General features: G+C 63.4%; 23 protein-coding genes. 11 read left to right on the top strand and 12 right to left on the bottom strand.

All coding sequences use genetic code 11. The features are described from left to right. The first annotated feature begins 187 nt into the window (after positions 1-187). Positions 188-1,216 carry a glycosyltransferase family 2 protein gene (locus ABIB00_RS33140; RefSeq protein ID WP_354107254.1) on the top strand — a complete coding sequence of 343 codons (1,029 nt, stop codon included), beginning with the start codon at positions 188-190 and terminating at the stop codon, positions 1,214-1,216. A 15-nt stretch (positions 1,217-1,231) separates the two neighbouring features. On the opposite strand, the gene ABIB00_RS33145 is transcribed toward ABIB00_RS33140, so the two are convergent. Further along, positions 1,232-2,218 carry a glycosyltransferase gene (locus ABIB00_RS33145; RefSeq protein WP_354107255.1) on the bottom strand — a complete coding sequence of 329 codons (987 nt, stop codon included), beginning with the start codon at positions 2,216-2,218 and terminating at the stop codon, positions 1,232-1,234. Between the two features lie 247 nt (positions 2,219-2,465). Here ABIB00_RS33145 and ABIB00_RS33150 point away from each other — a divergent pair, with 247 nt between their 5' ends. The 3 genes from ABIB00_RS33150 (at position 2,466) to ABIB00_RS33160 (ending at position 6,189) form a co-directional block, all read left to right on the top strand. Next, entirely contained in the window at positions 2,466-3,533 is a 1,068-nt protein-coding gene (locus ABIB00_RS33150; RefSeq protein ID WP_354107256.1) for a glycosyltransferase, read from the top strand. Positions 3,534-3,572: 39 nt separating this feature from the next. Continuing rightward, a complete protein-coding gene (locus ABIB00_RS33155; RefSeq protein WP_354107257.1) occupies positions 3,573-4,925 on the top strand; it encodes an O-antigen ligase family protein in 1,353 nt (450 codons plus the stop codon). A gap of 118 nt (positions 4,926-5,043) precedes the next feature. Beyond that, positions 5,044-6,189, top strand: a complete 1,146-nt coding sequence (locus ABIB00_RS33160) for a GNAT family N-acetyltransferase (protein WP_354107258.1) — start codon at positions 5,044-5,046, stop codon at positions 6,187-6,189. Between the two features lie 27 nt (positions 6,190-6,216). Here the strand turns inward: ABIB00_RS33160 and wrbA are convergent, their stop codons facing one another. The 3 genes from wrbA to ABIB00_RS33175 are packed head-to-tail and all read right to left on the bottom strand — an operon-like array spanning position 6,217 to position 8,350. Beyond that, the gene (gene wrbA / locus ABIB00_RS33165; RefSeq protein WP_354107259.1) at positions 6,217-6,816 is read right to left on the bottom strand and encodes an NAD(P)H:quinone oxidoreductase; all 600 of its coding nucleotides are present in this window, start codon (positions 6,814-6,816) and stop codon (positions 6,217-6,219) included. Between the two features lie 48 nt (positions 6,817-6,864). Next, positions 6,865-7,563, bottom strand: a complete 699-nt coding sequence (locus ABIB00_RS33170; protein ID WP_354107260.1) for a pirin family protein — start codon at positions 7,561-7,563, stop codon at positions 6,865-6,867. A 34-nt stretch (positions 7,564-7,597) separates the two neighbouring features. Next, the gene (locus tag ABIB00_RS33175; RefSeq protein ID WP_247339799.1) at positions 7,598-8,350 is read right to left on the bottom strand and encodes an SDR family NAD(P)-dependent oxidoreductase; all 753 of its coding nucleotides are present in this window, start codon (positions 8,348-8,350) and stop codon (positions 7,598-7,600) included. A 116-nt stretch (positions 8,351-8,466) separates the two neighbouring features. On the opposite strand from ABIB00_RS33175, the gene ABIB00_RS33180 reads away from it, so the two are divergent. After that, complete coding sequence (locus tag ABIB00_RS33180) at positions 8,467-9,402, top strand: LysR family transcriptional regulator (protein WP_354107261.1); 936 nt, start codon at positions 8,467-8,469, stop codon at positions 9,400-9,402. Between the two features lie 42 nt (positions 9,403-9,444). Here the strand turns inward: ABIB00_RS33180 and ABIB00_RS33185 are convergent, their stop codons facing one another. Further along, entirely contained in the window at positions 9,445-9,702 is a 258-nt protein-coding gene (locus ABIB00_RS33185) for a hypothetical protein (protein WP_354107262.1), read from the bottom strand. Between the two features lie 156 nt (positions 9,703-9,858). Between ABIB00_RS33185 and ABIB00_RS33190 the strand changes: the two genes are divergently transcribed. Continuing rightward, positions 9,859-10,842, top strand: coding sequence for a tripartite tricarboxylate transporter substrate binding protein (locus ABIB00_RS33190; RefSeq protein ID WP_354107263.1), 984 nt, complete (start codon positions 9,859-9,861; stop codon positions 10,840-10,842). A 95-nt stretch (positions 10,843-10,937) separates the two neighbouring features. After that, entirely contained in the window at positions 10,938-11,294 is a 357-nt protein-coding gene (locus tag ABIB00_RS33195; protein WP_354107264.1) for a hypothetical protein, read from the top strand. Positions 11,295-11,348: 54 nt separating this feature from the next. Here ABIB00_RS33195 and ABIB00_RS33200 read toward each other — a convergent pair whose 3' ends face one another. From ABIB00_RS33200 to ABIB00_RS33215, 4 genes are all read right to left on the bottom strand, one after another. Continuing rightward, positions 11,349-12,188, bottom strand: coding sequence for an adenylate/guanylate cyclase domain-containing protein (locus ABIB00_RS33200; RefSeq protein WP_354107265.1), 840 nt, complete (start codon positions 12,186-12,188; stop codon positions 11,349-11,351). 55 nt (positions 12,189-12,243) lie between these two features. Then, positions 12,244-12,711, bottom strand: a complete 468-nt coding sequence (locus ABIB00_RS33205) for a YbaK/EbsC family protein (RefSeq protein ID WP_247339806.1) — start codon at positions 12,709-12,711, stop codon at positions 12,244-12,246. After that, complete coding sequence (locus tag ABIB00_RS33210) at positions 12,708-13,481, bottom strand: haloacid dehalogenase type II (RefSeq protein ID WP_354107266.1); 774 nt, start codon at positions 13,479-13,481, stop codon at positions 12,708-12,710. Before ABIB00_RS33210 ends, ABIB00_RS33205 begins: the two co-directional genes overlap by 4 nt. 303 nt (positions 13,482-13,784) lie before the next feature. Beyond that, positions 13,785-14,669, bottom strand: coding sequence for an amidohydrolase family protein (locus tag ABIB00_RS33215; protein WP_247339808.1), 885 nt, complete (start codon positions 14,667-14,669; stop codon positions 13,785-13,787). Between the two features lie 310 nt (positions 14,670-14,979). On the opposite strand from ABIB00_RS33215, the gene ykgO reads away from it, so the two are divergent. The 3 genes from ykgO to ABIB00_RS33230 all read left to right on the top strand — a co-directional run bounded on the left by ykgO (position 14,980) and on the right by ABIB00_RS33230 (position 16,252). Then, positions 14,980-15,105 carry a type B 50S ribosomal protein L36 gene (ykgO, locus tag ABIB00_RS33220; protein ID WP_006611362.1) on the top strand — a complete coding sequence of 42 codons (126 nt, stop codon included), beginning with the start codon at positions 14,980-14,982 and terminating at the stop codon, positions 15,103-15,105. Positions 15,106-15,225: 120 nt separating this feature from the next. Next, entirely contained in the window at positions 15,226-15,867 is a 642-nt protein-coding gene (locus tag ABIB00_RS33225) for a tetratricopeptide repeat protein (RefSeq protein ID WP_354107267.1), read from the top strand. Positions 15,868-15,991: 124 nt separating this feature from the next. Beyond that, positions 15,992-16,252, top strand: coding sequence for a hypothetical protein (locus tag ABIB00_RS33230; protein WP_247446215.1), 261 nt, complete (start codon positions 15,992-15,994; stop codon positions 16,250-16,252). A gap of 12 nt (positions 16,253-16,264) precedes the next feature. Here the strand turns inward: ABIB00_RS33230 and ABIB00_RS33235 are convergent, their stop codons facing one another. After that, positions 16,265-16,447 carry a hypothetical protein gene (locus tag ABIB00_RS33235; protein ID WP_247343677.1) on the bottom strand — a complete coding sequence of 61 codons (183 nt, stop codon included), beginning with the start codon at positions 16,445-16,447 and terminating at the stop codon, positions 16,265-16,267. Positions 16,448-16,773: 326 nt separating this feature from the next. Between ABIB00_RS33235 and ABIB00_RS33240 the strand changes: the two genes are divergently transcribed. Then, positions 16,774-17,730, top strand: a complete 957-nt coding sequence (locus ABIB00_RS33240) for an alpha/beta fold hydrolase (protein WP_354107268.1) — start codon at positions 16,774-16,776, stop codon at positions 17,728-17,730. On the opposite strand, the gene ABIB00_RS33245 is transcribed toward ABIB00_RS33240, so the two are convergent. Together ABIB00_RS33245 and ABIB00_RS33250 are read right to left on the bottom strand one after the other, a co-directional pair. Then, entirely contained in the window at positions 17,727-18,038 is a 312-nt protein-coding gene (locus ABIB00_RS33245; RefSeq protein ID WP_354107269.1) for a HigA family addiction module antitoxin, read from the bottom strand. The two genes, ABIB00_RS33240 and ABIB00_RS33245, sit on opposite strands and share 4 nt — an antisense overlap. 9 nt (positions 18,039-18,047) lie before the next feature. Further along, positions 18,048-18,344, bottom strand: coding sequence for a type II toxin-antitoxin system RelE/ParE family toxin (locus ABIB00_RS33250; RefSeq protein ID WP_354107270.1), 297 nt, complete (start codon positions 18,342-18,344; stop codon positions 18,048-18,050). Positions 18,345-18,429 lie beyond the last annotated feature (85 nt).

An 18,429-nucleotide genomic window follows, 5' to 3' on the forward strand; every position in this document is an offset into this window, starting at 1 on the left:
AACACGCGATGGCGGTTAAGCGAATGGTATTGCACCGTGATGGCCGGAGATTTGCGCGTCGCGAGCCCCACGCCAGCCGTTCATTCTGGGGCGGATTTGTCCCGCGGCGCTGTGCCGTTGCGAAACGGCGCCGATCCGCGGGATCGAAGCAGGGCTTTTTCAATCTATATCGGGCATCTAGAACGTCATGACATTGATCCCGACAGACTTGTCCGCCGCGCGTATCTCGGATGCCGTGCGCGATCCCAACCGGGAGATCGCGGCGAGCTCCCGAATTATCGACCTGTCGGTCGGCATCGTCGTCTGCATCCCCTGCTTCCGCCGTCCGCAGCATCTGCGGCTGACGCTGGACTCGCTCGTCAGCCAGCGTACCCCGCGCTCCTTCGCCGTCGTCATGGTCGAGAACGACGCAGTACGGCGCGAAAGCGCACCGGTGGCCGCGGAGTATCTCGCCGGCGGAAGGCTCCAGGGCGTCTGCCTGGTCGAAAAACGGCAAGGCAACGTCCAGGCGATCAACGCCGCGTTCGAGACGGCGCAGGCGCTGTTTCCCGCCGCGACCCGCTTCCTGATGATCGACGACGACGAGATCGCTTCGCCCGACTGGCTCGAGCTGATGGTTCGCACCGCGGATGCGACCGGCGCCGATGTTGTCGGCGGGCCGGTGCTGCCGGTCTTCGAAGACGACAGCAAGCCCTGGCTTTCGCGCCATCCCGCCTTCTGCCCCGCCTATGATTACAGCGGCGCGGTGCCGCTGATCTATGGCTGCGGCAATTGCCTGATCACGCGCGCGGCGTTCGAGCGGTTCGACCGTCCCGCCTTCGACCTGCGCTTCAACTTCCTCGGCGGCGGCGATTGCGATTTCTTCGTGCGATGCCGCGATGCCGGCATGACGTTCCACTGGACTGCGGAGGCAGTCATCTCCGAGACGGTGCCGCAAAACCGCACCAGCCCCGGCTGGATCGCCAAGCGTGGTCTGCGTATCGGTGCAATCAATTATCGTGTGCAGTCGAAGGCCGCGCAGGGCGCGGGAGCGCGGGCGCGGGTGTTTGCGCAGATGCTCGGGAGGTTGCCGCTGTCGCTGGTCCGATCCGCTCGCCTGCTCGTGACGTCAAAGCCCGTCGTCGCGATGCATCCCGCGCTGGTCGCGCTCGGCTCCATGCTTGCGGCGTTCGGCATCGAGCCGAAGCCCTATGAAGCCTCGAAGATCGTATCCTGACGCCGGAGCGAGGGATTAGATGCCGAAGCAGGCGAGGGCGACCCTGACCGCGGCGCGTGGCAACGATTTGAGCGAGCGGCGGCCGACCATCCCGAGATAGGCGAAGGCCTGGCGATATCTGCCGAAGCGGACCGCTTGCATCGCCGAATATGTGACGAGATGAACCTCGGCGGCCTGGCGCAGCCCGGCTGTCATGCCCGGGGGCAGTCGCGCCATGATCAGCCCGTCGTCGAACACCCGCGCGATGGCCGGGAAGAAATCCTGCGGCGTCCGAACCGCCGCGTTCATCGTGTTGGCCGTGTGCAGGCGGTAGTCGAGCAGAAGGTTTGGCGCAAACTCGAATTCACCGATCGCGGCAAGACGGCACCAGCAGTGCCAGTCCTCGCAATATCTGAGTGAGACGTCGAAGCCGCCGATGGCGCGAAACGCCTCCGCACGCGCGAGCGCGATGCCGCCATTGACGATGAAGTTACCGGCCGCGAGCCGCGCCAGCACATCACCGGACGGTTTGCGGCGTCCTTTCAGCAGATCCCGTCGACCGATCTGCCGTCCGTCGCTGTCGATCGTGTTGTAGTCGCCGTAAACGAGAACGGCGCGCGGAGCACCACGCGCGGTCGCCAGCAGCGCGGCGACCGCGCCGGGCCGCAGGCGATCGTCGGCATCGAGGAAGAGCAGCCATTGGCCGCTCGCATGCCGTGCGCCGAGATTGCGCGCCGCCGATACGCCGGCGGCGTCGTTGGTCAACAGGCGCAGCCGCGGGTCACGGATGGCACGGACGATGGCCGTGGTGTCGTCGGTCGAACCGTCGTCCACGACGATCACTTCGGTGATTTCGGCTTGCGCCAGTGCGCTGGCGAGGGTTTCGCCGACATAGGCCGCGACGTTCTTGGCCGGAATGACGACGGACACCGATGTAGTGGAGCTGATCTGCAGCGGCAAGCGCGCCGCCGGAGCGACGCGTGATGTGGCCGGTAGTTCGAGAATTTCTTCGGCGGTAATCAAGTTACGGCTCGCCTTTAAGGGTCTGTTAACCAGGGTGCGTCTGCGCATTGGCAATGCGATTGATCGCAACCTTGGGCGCCGCAAATGATACTCGCATTCCGGTGAAATCGTTGCCGCGAAGGCCGGCGCGGCGCTGGTTTTGTAGAATAGCGTTAAGCCGGCGGCATTAAGCCTGTGGCAAATTTGGAAGAGTGCGACAGCCGGTCCCATGCGAGAATGCGCACCGAACTTCCCGCGGATGGACCCAGTGCCCGCAAAGACATTCGACTACGATCCCGACGACATGGTTCTCAATCTCTTCTACGAGGACAAGGACGATCGCTGGTTTTCCGGCGACCGGCATCTGCGGCGCATGGCGCGCCGCATGCTGCTCGGCGAGCCGCGTATGAGCGGGCAGCTCCGCGTGTTCCTCAATCTCCGTGCGGGGCTCGATCGGCTCGGCATCCGCTATCGCGTCAACGATTATGGCTACATCGCGCAGCATCCGGACGAACTCGCCTGCATCATCGGTCGCACCTTCCTGCTCGACAAGTTTGCGTGGAAGAATCCGATCCTGCTCGGCGTCGCCGCCCATAATCATCCGCTCGACGATCCCGACCTGTTCAAGCGCCTGCCGGTCAAGAAGGTGGTGGTGCCCGGCCCGTGGTACGCCGACATGTACCGGCCGCATTGGCCCGAAACGGAGGCCTGGCCGGTCGGCATCGACACGGATCTCTGGGCGCCGTCGCTGACGTCGCAAAAGACCGTCGACGTCCTGATCTACGACAAGGTCCACTGGGACCGCGAGCGCTATGCTCCGGAGCTGATTGAGCCGGTTCGCGCCCGGCTCACCAGAGAGGGCCGCTCGTTCACGGAACTGCGTTACGGCAGTTACAAGGAGGAGGACTATCAGGCCGCGCTCACGCGCTCGCGTGCGATGATCTTCCTGTGCCAGAACGAGAGCCAGGGCATTGCCTATCAGCAGGCGTTGTCCTGCGGCGTGCCGGTGCTCGCCTGGGATCCCGGTGGCCCCTGGCGGGACGCCGATTATTATCCGCATCGTGTCCAGTTCGCGCCTGTGTCGTCGGTGCCGTATTGGGACGATCGTTGCGGCGCCAAGTTCGTCGACGCCGCGGGGTTCGAGGCGGGTTGGGACGATTTCTGGGCCGGGTGCGCCGCTGATACGTTCGATCCGCGCGGCTTCGTGCTCGACAATCTCACGTTGGAACAGCGCGCGCTGCAATATTACGAGATCGCGCGGAGCATCGTGCGGCAGCAGGCTGTGCCGCAGAGTTCCGGTGTACTGGTTGACGGATGCTTAACAGGGATCGGCTAAGACTTGGAGCTTCCCCAGTTTCCCGAGCAGCCTTGAGCCATGGATCGCAGCGTCGCTGACATGACTGACGTCGAGGCCCGATCGTTCGGCTACGTCCTGCGCGATGGGCTTGCGGGGGTCAACGCCGTGCGGGCGGGGCGTTGCCTCGTCGCAGTCGCGGCGCTGCTCCTTGTGCTGGTAACGTTCGATCCGTTTCCGGATCTGCGCAGCGAGGATGTCATCACCGTCGTCGGCGGACGGATGGCGCTCACCTATGTCTCCTGGGGCCTGTTGGCTGCGGTCGCGGTGCTGTTCGTCGCCGCAACGGATGCGCCCGCGCTGAAGACCTTGGTGACACCGCTGCATCTCTGCCTGGTCGGCTGGCTGTTGATCAACATCGTCTTTTCCGAGAGCCGCGGCGTTTCGATTCAGCGCTTCGTGCTTGCGGCCAGCGTGATGTCGCTTGCCGTGCTGTTGCCGTTGCTGCCGCCGACGCAGCGCAGCTTCAACCTGTGTCTTGGTGGCGCCGCGCTCGTCCTGCTCGCACTCTGCTATCTCGGCGTCTTCCTCGCGCCGCAATATTCGATCCACACCGCACTCGACGTCACGGAGCCGCAGCTGGCCGGCGACTGGCGCGGCAGCTTTGGCCACAAGAACATCGCCTCGCCGGTGATGACCATCCTGGTTTATGTCGGCATTTACCTGTCCGCCGTCGGATCGTTCGTGATGGGCCCGGCGATCGCCGCGCTGGCCGGACTCTTCCTGATCTTCACCGGCGGCAAGACGTCCTCGGTGCTATGCCTAGCGATCTACGCGCTCGCGTCGCTGGTCTGCGTCACGCCGAGCTTGTGGCTGAAGCGGATCATCTGTTTCGTGCCGCTTATCGTGATGAATTTGCTGACGGTCGGCAGTGTCTTGAGCCCGGCGCTCGGGGCGATGACGCGGCTGCTTCCGCTCGACCCCACCTTCACCGGCCGCTCCGCCATCTGGGAGTTCGCGCTCGCAGCCGTCGCCGAAAAGCCGATCACCGGCCACGGCTATGCGGCCTTCTGGGACGACGTCACCGCACGGCAGACTGCCCAGGGCGCCGAATGGGCGACGACCGCGGCGCACAGTCACAACAGCTATCTCGACCTCGCGGTCACCATCGGCCTGCCGGGTCTTGTGCTCGTGATCCTCGTCTTCGTGCTCGCGCCGCTCGGCAATTTCCAGTCGGCCCGGACACACAATCGCAGTCGCGCGCTGGCAAAGCTGTTCCTGACCGTGTGGCTGTTCGGCCTGTACTACGGAGCGACCGAGACCTTCCTGCTCGAACGGCAGAATCCGATCTGGTTCATGTTCGCTGTTGCTGCGGCCGGCCTGCACTTCCTGGCCAGGTTCCAATGTGTGACGCCAATGGAACCTGAAGCCTGACAGCTTGTCGCAACCGGTGCGGCAGTGGCATTGGCTTAACGATAAGCAGTGACGTCGCTTGTGGTCTGCGACAAAACACAATCTATCTGGAAACATTCAGTAATCGTAAGCACCGCGGATGACGTTCCTCAGCGTCGAGCAACCAAATGGTCTTGTGTCCAGCACGTCGGGAATCGCGGTCGATTTCGTGCGTGATTGGCGGCACGCCGCATCGCGCCTGAACGCTGGTCATCGCACTGCGTTTCAGCATGGTTATTGGCTCGGCGCCTGGTACAAAGCGTTCCACGACCTCGCACCGCTGATTGCATTGATCTCCGATGCCGCGACCGGCAGGGACATTGCGGTGGTGCCGATGATCAGCCACCTCAGGCGCGGCATCCGCATCGTCGAATTCGCGGATTTCGGCGTCTCCGACAACAACGCGCCGATCCTGGCGCTCGATGCCGCGTTGGACGCGGCGGCAACGGATGCGATCGGCAAGGCGCTGATCGACGCATTGCGCGCATTGCCCGATCGATTCGATCTGCTGCGCCTGAAGAAGATGCCAGCCCATGTCGGCGGCAACCCGAATCCGCTGGCGTCGCTCGGCCGGATCGGGTCCTGCTCGCTCAACGGCAACCTCGTGCTGACCGGCGACGATTATGAAGACTACCAGGCTTCGATCAAGCGCATGCAGATGCCGCGCTGCTGGCGCGTCTTCAGCCGTCATGCCGGCGCGCGATTCGAGATCGCCACCGATGTCACGCGCGCGCGGGAGCTGCTGGACGTGATGGATGTCCAGCAGCAGGCGCGCATGCAAAAGCTCGGCTCGCGCTTCGTCCTCAACGACGAAACCCATGCGCAGTTCTATCGCGAAGTCGCCCGCCAGGGTGTCGCGGACGGTTACGCCGTCATCTCGGCGCTGGTGTGCGACGAGGCCATCGTCGCCACCACGCTCGGCGTCAGGTTCGGTGCGACCTATTTTCTCCTGCGCATCAGCCACGCCGGCAATTCATGGTCGAGCTGCTCGCCGGGGCTGCTGGTGATCGAGCGCACCATGGCGGGGCTGCATGCAGAAGGCGTGCGCCGTTTCGACCTCAGCATCGGCAACCAGGACTACAAGCGCCGCTTTGGCGCCGAGCCGGTGCCGCTGACCGATGTCAGCGTCGCGCTGTCCTGGCGCGGCATGCCCTTCGCGTTGCGCGATCATGCCGCGCAGGGCCTGCGCCGTCACCCCAGGCTCGCCGTCCTCGCGGCGCGGGCCATGGGCAAGGGGAGGCGCTGACGCCGCCCCTCGCATCAGCCGTGAAGCCTAACCGTGTAGCTTCCTGGCGGTCTCCGCGATCTGGCGTCCCTGATAGCGTGCGCCGGCGAGTTCGTTGGCGCTGGGCTGGCGGCTGCCGTCGCCGCCGGTGATCGTGGTGGCGCCGTAGGGCGCGCCGCCGGTGACCTCGTCGAGCTTCATCTGGCCGGCGAAGCCGTAGTTCATGCCGACCACGACCATGCCGAAATGGAGGAGGTTGGTGATGATCGAGAACAGCGTCGTCTCCTGACCGCCGTGCTGGGTCGCGCTCGACGTGAAGGCGCCGCCGACCTTGCCGTGCAACGCGCCCTTGGCCCAGAGCCCGCCGGCCTGGTCGAGGAAGTTCGCCATCTGCGAGGCCATGCGACCGAAGCGGGTGCCGGTGCCGACGATGATCGCGTCGTAGTTGGCGAGGTCATCGATTTTGGCGACGGGTGCAGCCTGATCGACCTTGTAATAGGACGCTTTGGCGACCTCGGCCGGCACGAGTTCCGGCACGCGCTTGATGTCGACAGTGACGCCGGCTTCGCGCGCGCCTTCGGCAACCGCGTTGGCCATTGCTTCGATGTGGCCATAGGCGGAGTAATAGAGGACGAGAACTTTGGTCATGATGGTCTCCGTTGAAGGGTGATTTGAGGTGTTCCGTGTGAGTGGCGCTTACGCCGCGTCGACGAGCACGAACTCGGTGTCTTCCAGAGCCGTGATCTTCAATCTGTCCTCGTCGCGGATCGCGGCGCCGTCGCGAGCATTGACGCGGACGCCGTTGACCTCGATTGAACCCGCCGCGGGCACAAGATAGAGGTGCCGCGACTTTTGCGGTTGGTATTCCGCGCTCTCGCCGGCTTTCAGCGTGGTGGCGAGCACCCGCGCATCGGCGCGGATCGGCAGCGCGTCCGTGTCACCCTCGAAGCCGCTCGCGATGGTGACGAGCTTGCCCGAGCGGTCTCCTTTCGGAAACGGCTTCGAGCCCCAGGTCGGTTGTCCGCCGCGCGCGGTCGGCTCGATCCAGATCTGGAAGATCCGTGTCTTGGTCGGCTCGAGGTTGTACTCGGAGTGTCGGATGCCGCTGCCGGCGCTCATCACCTGCACGTCGCCCGCTTCAGTGCGGCCCTCGTTGCCGAGGCTGTCCTGATGGGTGATCGCGCCCTCGCGCACATAGGTGATGATTTCCATGTTGGCGTGGGGATGGGCGGGAAAGCCCGTGTTCGGCGCGATCTCGTCGTCGTTCCACACCCGCAAGGCGCCGTGACCCATGTTGTTGGGGTCGTAGTGACTCGCGAAGGAGAAATGGTGCTTGGCGTTGAGCCAGCCGTGATCGGCGCCGCCGAGGTTTGCGAAGGGTCTGAGTTCGATCATCTGCGTAGTTCCTTATATTGGGATATTGGGGCGCCTAGGCGCCGAAACCGCCGTCGACGTTGAGGACGGTGCCGGTGACGAAGGAGGCTTCCGGGCTTGCGAGGAAGACGACGCCGGCCGCCACCTCCTCGGGGCGGCCGAAGCGCTGCAGCGCGTGCTGCTTGCGCTGGGTCTCGGCGAACTCGCCGCCGTCCTTCGGATTCATATCGGTGTCGATCGAGCCGGGCTGCACCACATTCACGGTGATGCCGCGCGGGCCGAGGTCGCGCGCCGCGCCCTTGGTGTAGCCGACGACGGCCGCCTTGGTGGCTACGTAGTCGGCAAGGCCCGGGAACGAGGCGCGGTCGGCAAGCATCGAACCAACAGTGACGATGCGGCCGCCTTCACCCATCAACTGCGAGGCGGCGCGGATCGCCGCGATCACGCCATGCACGTTGATCGCATCCTGGCGGGCCAGCGCCTCGGTGTCGGCATTCGCATCGTCGATCGCACCGCCGCTCGCAACGCCAGCATTGTTGACGAGAATGTCGAGATGGCCAAACTCCTTCGCCACGTCGTTGACGAGCTGCGTCACGTCCTTGGCCGAGGCCTGGTCCGCCCTGAAGGCGCGGGCCCTGACGCCCTTTGCCTTCAGTTCAGTGACGACCGCTTCGGCCTTTTCGGGTGACGCGACATAGCTGATGGCGACGTCCGCACCTTCATCGGCGAGTGCGCGAGCAGAGGCCGCGCCGATACCGCGCGAGCCACCGGTGACGAGCGCAATCTTGCCTGAGAGCTTCTTGGTCATTGGATTTCTCCATTCCTGAATTTCTGATGACCCTTGGATAAGCCTCCGCTTGTGGTATAGAAATAGAAACTGTTGAAACACATTGTTTCCATTAATAACCCAATCGGACCGGTTCCATGGCAAAACTCCCCGATTTCGAGGCGCTCGCGATTTTCGCAAAAGTCGTGGAATTACGGTCGTTTGCGGGTGCCGCGGGCGAGCTCGCGATGTCCAAGGCGACGGTGTCCAAGGCGGTCACGCGCCTCGAAGAGCGGCTCGGCGCCCGGCTATTCAACCGCACCTCACGCCGGCTCGCGTTGACCGATGCCGGGCATAAGCTCGCCGAGCGTGCGACGCGCCTTTTGTCCGACGGTGAGGCGGCGGAGAACGAGGCGCTGGCGCAATCGGTAGCGCCTCGCGGGCTGGTGCGGCTCGCCGTGCCCATGACGTTCGGGATCAAGGCGGTGGCGCCGTTGCTACCGGAGTTCTTCGAAGCCTATCCGGAAGTCTCCGTCGATCTGCATCTGAGTGATGCGACCGTCGATTTGATCGGCGAAGGTTTCGACATGGCAGTGCGGATCGCGCGGTTGCCGGATTCCTCGCTGATCGCGCGACGGCTGTTCACCATGCCGCGCTTCACGGTGGCGGCGCCGGCCTATCTCAAACGCCAGGGACGGCCGACGCATCCCATGCATCTCGCCGAGCACAAGTGCTTCAGCTACGCCTACCTCTCGACGCCGAATGTCTGGCACTACACCAATTCGGCCGGCGAACAGGCCAGTGTACGTCCGGGCGGACAGCTTCGCGTCAACAATGGCGAAGCCGTGATGCCGGCGCTGATCGCGGGTCTCGGCATCGCCGAGCTGCCAGAGTTCATCGTCGGCGAGGCCATCGCCTCCGGCGAGGTCGAAGTCATCCTGAAAGACTGGAAGCAGGCCGAAGGCGCCGTGCATCTGGTGACACCACCCGGCGGCCCGCGCCCCGCACGTGTCGAAGCGCTCGGCGATTTTCTCGCGGCGAAGCTGCCGGGTACGTGCAAGCGGCGGGTGCGCGGAAAGACAAAGCCGTCGTAGCAAAGTCGTCGTAGAGCGAGCGGCTTCAACGACGGAGTTTGACTACGACACCTTCACGCCATCCTTCGCGATAATTCGCAAGCTCGGCTTCAACGTTTGTTCCAGCCGCGACTTCAATTCATGAACATGCGGATCGCTCGAGCGATTCGCGCAGACCGCGTATTGATGCACCGATTGCGCCAATGCGCGCCGTGCCGCCGGCGTTCGCGTCATTTCGGGCTTTGAAAGCCGCAACACGATAGCGGCGAGATTCACCAGCATCTCGTCCAACGCCACGTCGATGGTTCGAAGTCTGTTCATCGCTCGACTCCCTGGGAGGCAACGGTGGGTCCAGGGGGGCGTTCCTGACCGGGCGAAACATGGATAATGCTTCGTAAATCCCGCCGCACGGCTTGTTCTTGCGGGCGGTCACGCTAGGCTGGCAGCGAAACAAGAAAAACAGGGGGGAAATCTGCCATGGATCGACGCGATGTCCTGCGCGCCGCTGCCGCATTGCCGTTGTTGCCTGCGTTGTCGGGCCCGGCTTTCGCGCAAGCCTATCCCGCTCGCAACGTCACCATGATCGTGCCGTTTCCGGCCGGAGGCCAGGCGGATCTCGCGGCGCGCCCTGTCGCACAGGCGCTGGAGCGAATCCTCGGCAAGGCGGTCATCGTCGACAACCGCGCCGGCGGTGGCGGCGGATCGGTCGGCAATGCCGCGGCCGCGCGCGCTGAGCCCGACGGCTACACGCTGCTGATGACGCTGTCCTCGCTCGCGGTGCTCCCTGAGGCCGACCGGCTGTTCGACCGTCCCGTCGCCTACGAGGTCTCGCAGTTCATGCCGATCGCGCGGGTGCTGGCCGATCCCACGCTGCTGGCAGTGCCGGCCTCGGCACCCTGGAAGACGGCGCAGGATTTCGTCGAGGACGCCAGGAAGCGCCCGGGCCAGATCACCTACGGCTCGTCCGGGCCCTATGGCACGCTGCACGTGGCGATGGAGATGTTCGCAAACAGCGCCGGCATCAAGCTGCTGCATGTGCCGTTCCGCGGCGCAGGTCCCGCGCTGACCGCGCTGCTCAGCGGCACCGTGCAGGCGATTGCGGCCGCGCCCGGCACGCTGAAGCCGCAGGTTGACGATGGCAAGCTGCGCGTGCTCGGCAATTGCGGCGCGCAGCGCATCGCGAGCTTCCCCGACGTTCCGACCTTCCAGGAGCTCGGCTACAAGGACGTCGAGATGTACATCTGGGCCGGGCTCTTTGCACAGAATGCTCTTCCTGCGCCGGTCGCGAGCCGCCTGCGCGAAGCGATGGCGCAGGTGATGACGAGCCCCGACGTGCTCAAGTCGTTCGAGGTCTCGGGCAGTCTTGTCGCCTATCAGGACGCGCCGGCGTTTGCCGAGTTCGTCGCCACCGACAGCATGCGGCTGATCGCGGCGGTGAAGAAGATCGGCAAAGTGGAGTAAGTTCCAATCGCGCTTTCACGTTTTTTTGTTGGTCCAGAACCTCCCCGCGTCTCATTGATTGAAGACAATTCAAGAAACCCAAGAAGGATCGGGACATGCGGACAGAGCGGATTGTGCTGGGTGTAGCGCTCGCGATCGGCGGCATCGTCGCACACAGTGCCGCGTCCGCCGAAGAATATCGCGGAACCATGGAACAGCAGATGGCCTGTACGCCGGATGTGTGGCGGCTGTGCAGCGACCAGATCCCGGACGTGAGCCGCATCACGGCCTGCTTGCGGCAGAACACACCACAGCTTTCCAGCGGCTGCCGTGCGGTGTTCCAGTCCAACAACCAGATGCAGCCGCAGCAGCAGGTCCCGAACAATCGAGCTGCAGCGCCGCCGCGCTATAACAATGCGCCGCCACCACCTCCGCAAGCGCAGCCGCGGCCTTACGACGATGACAATGATTAGCGCACGATCGGAGCGCGGTTGGCGGTAGGCGCAAAGATGCTGCCGGTGCCTCGTTCAGCGCTCCCCCTTGCTGTCCGACTCAGGTCGATGTCGGAGCGCCGTCCGCAGGATGGCGCCGAAGAGCAAAGCCGCGACCGGCCAATGGAACCAGATCTTGTGCATGCCGGTGAAAATATTGATCAGAATCAGAAAGGCTGACACCGTGAGGGCCGCTGCAACCGGGCGGGGAAGCTTCGCTAGTCCATCTGAAACGAAGCCCATCCACGTGGATGACTCGTATCGGTCGCGGTGTACGGCGTCAGTTTGCGAGCCAGCAATTGCGCCCCGAGAAGTCAGGCGTTCGCCAGGCGGAAAGCTTCGTGCTTGAGCGGTTTGGCCGCTCATGGTCACACGATAACTGGTCACGGGAGCAATGTTTTTCATTGGACGCTGGCCGAGGCAGTCGAAGCCAACAGACAATTTGTTGTGCACCTGATCATAGGTGGAGCTGGAGATCACGATGCCCCCGGGTTCGGCAAGCTCTTGCAGACGCGCCGCGATATTGACCCCGTCTCCATAAAGATCGGAACCATCCACCATCACATCGCCGAGATTGATGCCGATGCGAAAACGCATCGGGGGAGGTGGGTCCGAATCCTGGTTGGAAATTTCCTGCTGAATCTCAACCGCACATTGCACGGCCTCGACGACGCTGGCGAATTCGGCGATGACAGCATCACCCCAGGTATTCACGATCCGCCCGTCATGGCGCTCCACCAATCCCGCAATGGCCGTGCGGTAGCGGCGGAGTGTCTCCAGCGTTCCCGCCTCGTCGGCTTCCATGAGGCGAGAATAGCCGTGCACATCAGCGCACAGCACGGTGGTCAGCCGTCGTTTTACCTTATCGTCGGGCATGGTTCATACATTAGCCTCCTTGACTGGCAAATGCATCAGGCATCCCGCAGCTGCCTTACGGCCTGACCTCGCAGACATCGACCCATTCGGCCGCCGTCAGCTCGGCCATGCGGTCCGGCGTGATGCGCACCGCGCTATGGGTCGAGCCTGCGGCCGGCACCACCATGTCGAACGCCTTTAAGGACACATCGCAGTAAATCGGCAGCGGCGACTTCAGCCCGAACGGACAGACGCCGCCGACCTCGTGCCCGGTGATCTCGGCGACCTCTTCCAGACCGAGCATCTTCGGCTTGCCGCCGAACGCCGCCTTCACCTTCTTGTTGTCCATGCGTGAGGTGCCGGCCGCGACGATCAGGAGCACGCGCTCGCCGATCCGCAACGACAGCGTCTTGGCGATCATTCCAGGCTCGACGCCATAGGCCTCGGCGGCCAGCGGCACAGTCGCGGAGCTGATCGGGGATTCGATGACGGTGATGTCGGGGGCTTTTTCAGCGAAGAAATCGCGAACGGATTGAAGGCTCATTCAGGTCTCACGGGCGGGCGGCGATCCTTGGGCGATCCTTCGGCGATCCTTGGCAGCTCGGAGAGCGAACGGACGCGGTGGTCCGGCGCGAAGCCGAGCTCATCCATCTGGGTGCGGATCGCCTTGAACATTGTCAGCGGTGCCACGAGTTCATTCTCGACGCAAGCCAGCGCCATCGCCTCGGGTGTCACCCGTTCGATCCAGGCGACATTCAGCCCGAACGCCTTCGCGCCCGCGACGTCCCAGGGGTTGGAGGAGACGAACAGCACCTCGTCAGGTGCGGTGCCGAGTGCCTCGCCGATCAGCATGTAAGCTTCCGGGCTCGGCTTGAAGATCTTCTTCGCATCGACGCTGATCGTGGCATCAAGCAGAGCGTCGAGCCCGGAATTGCGTACGAGCGCACCCAGCATGTTCGGACTGCCATTGGAGAGGATCGCTAGTTTTCGCGGTTTCAACGCCGCGAGCGTGGCTGCCGCATCCGGATAGAGATCGAGATGCAGGTATTTCTCGATCACCCGCTCGAACGCATCGCTGTCATAGGCGAGCCCGAGCACGCGCAGCGTATAGGCAAGCGAGTCGCGCGTGGCGGCGTTAAAATCCTGGTAGCGCCGCATCAGCGAGCGCAACCAGGTGTATTCGAGCTGCTTGATGCGCCAGATCTGCGTGATGATCTCGCCGTAGCCCGGAAACGCATCCTCGGTTGTCTCCGCGACCGACTGGATGTCGTAAAGCGTTCCGTAGGCGTCGAAGATAACGGCTTTCAGGCTCAATTGACCGGTCCTCCGGATCGCTGCGGGCGCATGGACTATACTCGGCGCAGCTGTATCGATCCAAGGGGGAAACGCGAATTGGGGCCTCGGCTTCTAAAGCTTTACAACGATCTTGCCGAAGTGTGAGCCGGTCCGGAGATGAGCATATGCTTCGGGGATCTCGTCGCGTGAACTGATCGCACGCAACGCGGCCATCGGATTCACCGCGCCAAGGCCGCCATCCGCCGTCTGAGGCCTTGAGGGCCTGAGCGTGAGGGCTTCGATAGCAGCGCCGAAGCCCTCAATGCGCTGACGAATACGCGCCTAGATCCCTAGCAGCTTGCGCGCGTTGGCCTTCAACACCTTCGGCCGGATGTCGTCGCGGATGTCGATCTTGGCGAAGTCCGACAGCCAGCGGTCCGGCGTGATCACCGGCCAGTCCGAGCCGAACAGCATCTTGTCCTGCAGGATCGAGTTGATGTAGCGGACCAGGATCGGCGGGAAATATTTCGGCGACCAGCCGGACAGGTCGATATAGACGTTCGGCTTGTGGGTCGCGACCGACAGCGCCTCTTCCTGCCAGGGGAAGGATGGGTGGGCGAGGATGATCTTGAGGTCCGGGAAGTCAGCCGCGACGTCGTCCATGTACATCGGGTTGGAAAATTTCAGCCGCATGCCCATACCGCCGGGCATGCCCGATCCGACGCCGGTCTGGCCGGTGTGGAACAGCGCGATCGCGCCGCCATTGTTGATCTCTTCGTAGAGCGGATAGGCCATGCGGTCGTTGGCGTAGAAGCCCTGCATGGTCGGATGGAATTTGAAGCCGCGCACCCCGTATTCCTCGATCAGCTTGCGCGCCTCGCGGACGCCGAGCTTGCCCTTGTGCGGATCAATCGAGACGAAGGGGATCAGGACGTCGAGATGGTCGGAGGCGATCTCCAGCATCTCCTCATTCTTGTAGCGGCGGAAGCCGGTCTCGCGCTCGGCGTCGACCGGGAAGATTACGGCCGCGATGTTCTTCGAGCGGTAATACGCCGCGGTCTCCGGCACGGTCGGCGGATGCTTGTGCGGCGACTTGAAGTAATCCGCCATCTGGGCCTGGAAGTCGTCATAGCCGTCGTCGGGATGGGTGCCGCAGGGCTCCTCGGCATGGGTGTGGATGTCGATGGCGACGACGTCGTCGATGTTCGGCAGCTTCAGCTTCGGCATTGGTTTCCTCCCGACGGGTGGCCGAATTGATTATATGATATAACGAAATTGGCAAGGCGTCGTGAAAAGCGAGGCCGGCAAGCGACTAGATTGAGGCCGATCCGGCCGTTTTTACTTTGCATGGGGTTGTTTTCCAGAATTTGCTGGTTCGGAACATGGCAGTTAACATTGACATCCAGTCCCGCGATGCCTTAGAAACCGCCCCGTCCCGGGCGGTCGTCCGCCAGCGGGAAAGATCTCATTTTGCCACATTCGCGCGTGCCGAAACGGTAGTGCCGAACACGGCCTTTCGAACGTTCAGGATTCTGCCATGAAGGTCCGTAACTCGCTGAAATCACTGCGCGGTCGCCATCGCGCCAACCGCCTGGTCCGCCGCAAGGGCCGGGTCTATGTGATCAACAAGGTGCAGCGCCGCTTCAAGGCTCGCCAAGGCTGATCTGGGCGGCTGATATTGCCCTGCCGGACGCCCGAGCGGCGCCCGCAAGACCACGGCCTCACACGAGTTTGACGCCGCCCCTGCTATGCAAGGGCGGCTTTGCGCGTTTACACTTCAATCATGGCAGTGAGATTCCTCTTCGCGCGCACCCTTTGTCTGGCTCTTGTGCTGGGAGCCGCCGGCCTCGCTCCGGCGCTGGCGCAGCAGATTGATCCGCCGCCTCCGCCCGGCAAGCAGAAGAAGCTTCCGGAAGCGCCGGCCAAGTTGCCCAAGGTCGACCGCACCAAGAATCTCGATTTCCTGTTCGGCGCGCTGAAAGCTGCGCCCGACGAAGTCAGCGCCAAGCATGTCGAGGCGCGGATCTGGGCGATCTGGATCCAGACCCCGAGCGACACCGCGGCGCTGCTGATGGCGCGGGCCAAGACCGCGGTCGACGCAAAGAAGATCGAGGTCGCGATCAAGCTGCTGGATTCGGTCGTCAAGCTCAGGCCCGATTACATCGAGGCCTGGAATCGGCGCGCGACGCTCTATTACATGCAGAACGATTATGGCCGCTCGCTCGCCGACATCCGCGAGGTGCTGATCCGCGAGCCCCGCCATTTCGGCGCGCTCGCAGGCCTCGGCATGATCATGCAGGAGGTCGGCGACGAGAAGCGCGCGCTCGAGGCCTACCGCAAGGCGCTCGCCGTCAATCCGCATCTCGAGAAGATCCCCGATCAGGTCAAGGCGCTAACCGAGAAGGTCGAAGGCCGCGATATTTAGCGGACAAGTCGATCATTGCTCGAGCGAATTCGGCGCAGGCGGATTAACCACGATGACACGCGCCGCGTTACGAGGGGTATGGGTGACACCGCCGCAGGCCTACCTTCACGGCGGGAGCACAGCCATGAAGCGTTTGATCTTTGCAGGTATATTGCTGCTGGCGTCGGGGACGATGAGCCTCGCCGACGGGCTGTTCTGGGTGGTCGGCAACAACGCCACCGGAAAATGCAGCATCGTCACCAGTAATCCCGTGATCATCGGCGACGTCTGGTTCGGTGACGGCCCCTACAAGTCCAAGGCCGATGCCAAGCTTGCCCGTTCGACGATCCGCGCTTGTCCCGCGCTCACATCAGACGAGCAAAAGGACGAGGACAGCACGAACTAGGTCGACAGCGACCTAGTGCAAAACGCTGCCTTCGCGCTCGGCGAGGCCGTGATCGACCGCTGCGGCGTAGGCCTTTGCAAGCTCCGTCTCGAGGTGCTCGTTGATCAGCAGCAGCGCGCGCACGGCACCGCGCAGGTCGCCGTTGCAGCTTGCCACGATCTCGTCGATCGGAGTGTCTTTGGATCTCAAGCTCATCGAAATTCTCCGGTTCAAATCAGGACAAATCCTGCCGGTCTTTCCCGCATCCCCTCGGGTTGCGAGCAGGATCGGCGCCCACCCGCGTCCAAATGGCGGAACCGACCGTGGCGATTATATGGAAGCCGCGATGACGAGTGCATGAAGCTGTTTCGAAGCTTGCGCGCTGCGGGGAGTAGCATTGATTTCGTTGCGTTTTTCCCGCTGGAATTATGCACATATCCACAGCCCCGGCATTTCCAGTGGAGCGCCGGGTCTCCCTGGGCGAAACTGCCGCCCCCAAGCCCCGTAACTGCCCTGTGCCCTCGATCGCCCGGATTCTCTCCATGATCGTGATGTCAGTCGTGACCGCGCTGGTTCTGCTGGCGCTGGTTACGCAGGCCGGCGTCCTCGTCCTGCAACGCGCCTTCCCACCGCAAGGCCGGATGATCGAGGTCGATGGTGCTGTGCTTCACGCCGTCGATATCGGCCCGCGCGATTCGGGCCTGCCGATCGTGATGTTGCACGGCGCGAGCTCCAACCTGGAAGTGATGCGGCGGCCGCTGGGCGATCTCCTCGCCCAGAACCATCGCGTCATCCTGATCGACCGTCCCGGCCATGGCTGGAGCACCCGCGCGCGGCGGCAGGATTCGACGCCGGAAGTCCAGGCGCGGATGATCGATGAGGCGCTCGGCAAGCTCGGGATCGATCGCGCGGTCTTCGTGGTGCATTCCTGGAGCGGCGCGCTCGGCGCGCGGTTGGCGCTCGATCATCCCGCCCGCGTTGCGGGCCTCGTGATGCTCGCGCCCGTCACCCATCCCTGGCGCGGCGGCGTCGGGCGCTACAACGAGATCATCGCAACGCCCGTGATCGGCCCGCTGCTCGCCTACACCGTCACGCTGCCGCTAGGGTATTTCGTTGCCGAGGCCGGCGCGCGCAGCGTCTTCCTGCCACAGACGATGCCGGATGGTTTCGTGCATGACTCCGCGACGCCACTGCTGCTGCGCCCGCGCGAGTTCATCGCCAATGCCTATGATCTGGTGACGCTGAAGGAAGCGGTCGCCGCGCAAGTCGCCCGCTACGGCGAGATATCGGCGCCCGTCACGATCATCGCCGGCGAAACCGACAAGACGGTGAAGACCAACATCCACGCGCGCCCGTTCGCCGCGACTGTCCAGAATGCGAAGCTGATCGTGCTGCCTGATCTTGGCCACATGGTGCAGAACGCGGTGCCGGATCTCGTGAAGACGGAGATCGAGGCGATGATCGGGAAAATAGCTTCCGTAAACGCGGTAAGCGGCTAGGCAGCCTTCTCCGCGAGAGGCCTGGCACGCTCGATCCGCTTGCGCTCCCTCGGCGAATTCATTGCTTCCCAAAGATCTGTGCGGCGCTGAACGTTCAGCCAGAAATCGGGACTATTCCCAAAGACGCGCGCGAGAATGAGGGCCGTTGCCGCGGTCACGTTCCGGCGATCGTTGCAAAGCTCGTTGACGTGCTTGCGCTGCACGCCCATGGCCTCAGCGAGTGCTCCCTGAGTCAGGCCAAAGGGATCCATGAACTCTTCGGTTAGAATTTGCCCGACCGTTGCAGGCTTGCGCTTGGTCATCAGCATGCGGTCTGCCTATCTGTAGCTGTGATCGTCCAAATAGACTTCTTCGGCCTCGCCCCGGCTGCTGGACCATCGAAAGACCAGCCGCCATTGCCTGTTGATGCGGATCGAATGCAGTCCCACCAGATTGCCGCGCAGCTTCTCGAAATGATTGCTTGGGGGCACCCGAAGGTCCTGATCCGACGTCGCGTCGTCGAGCATCTGAAGCTTGCGAAAAAGTCTGTCCTCGATATCGGCGGGAATCCGTCTCGATCTGACGTCGTCAACGAAGAAGGCGCGCAGCCATTCGTCACGGAAACTCGAGATCATCAACAAGCCCCGCCGATTGAGGCATTGTACCACATAGTGGTACAATGGCAATGCTCATAACCGGCGGGGCTTCTTTCAGGAAAAT

It is taken from the genome of Bradyrhizobium sp. LB14.3 (genome assembly GCF_040547985.1).
Taxonomy (GTDB): Bacteria; Pseudomonadota; Alphaproteobacteria; order Rhizobiales; family Xanthobacteraceae; genus Bradyrhizobium.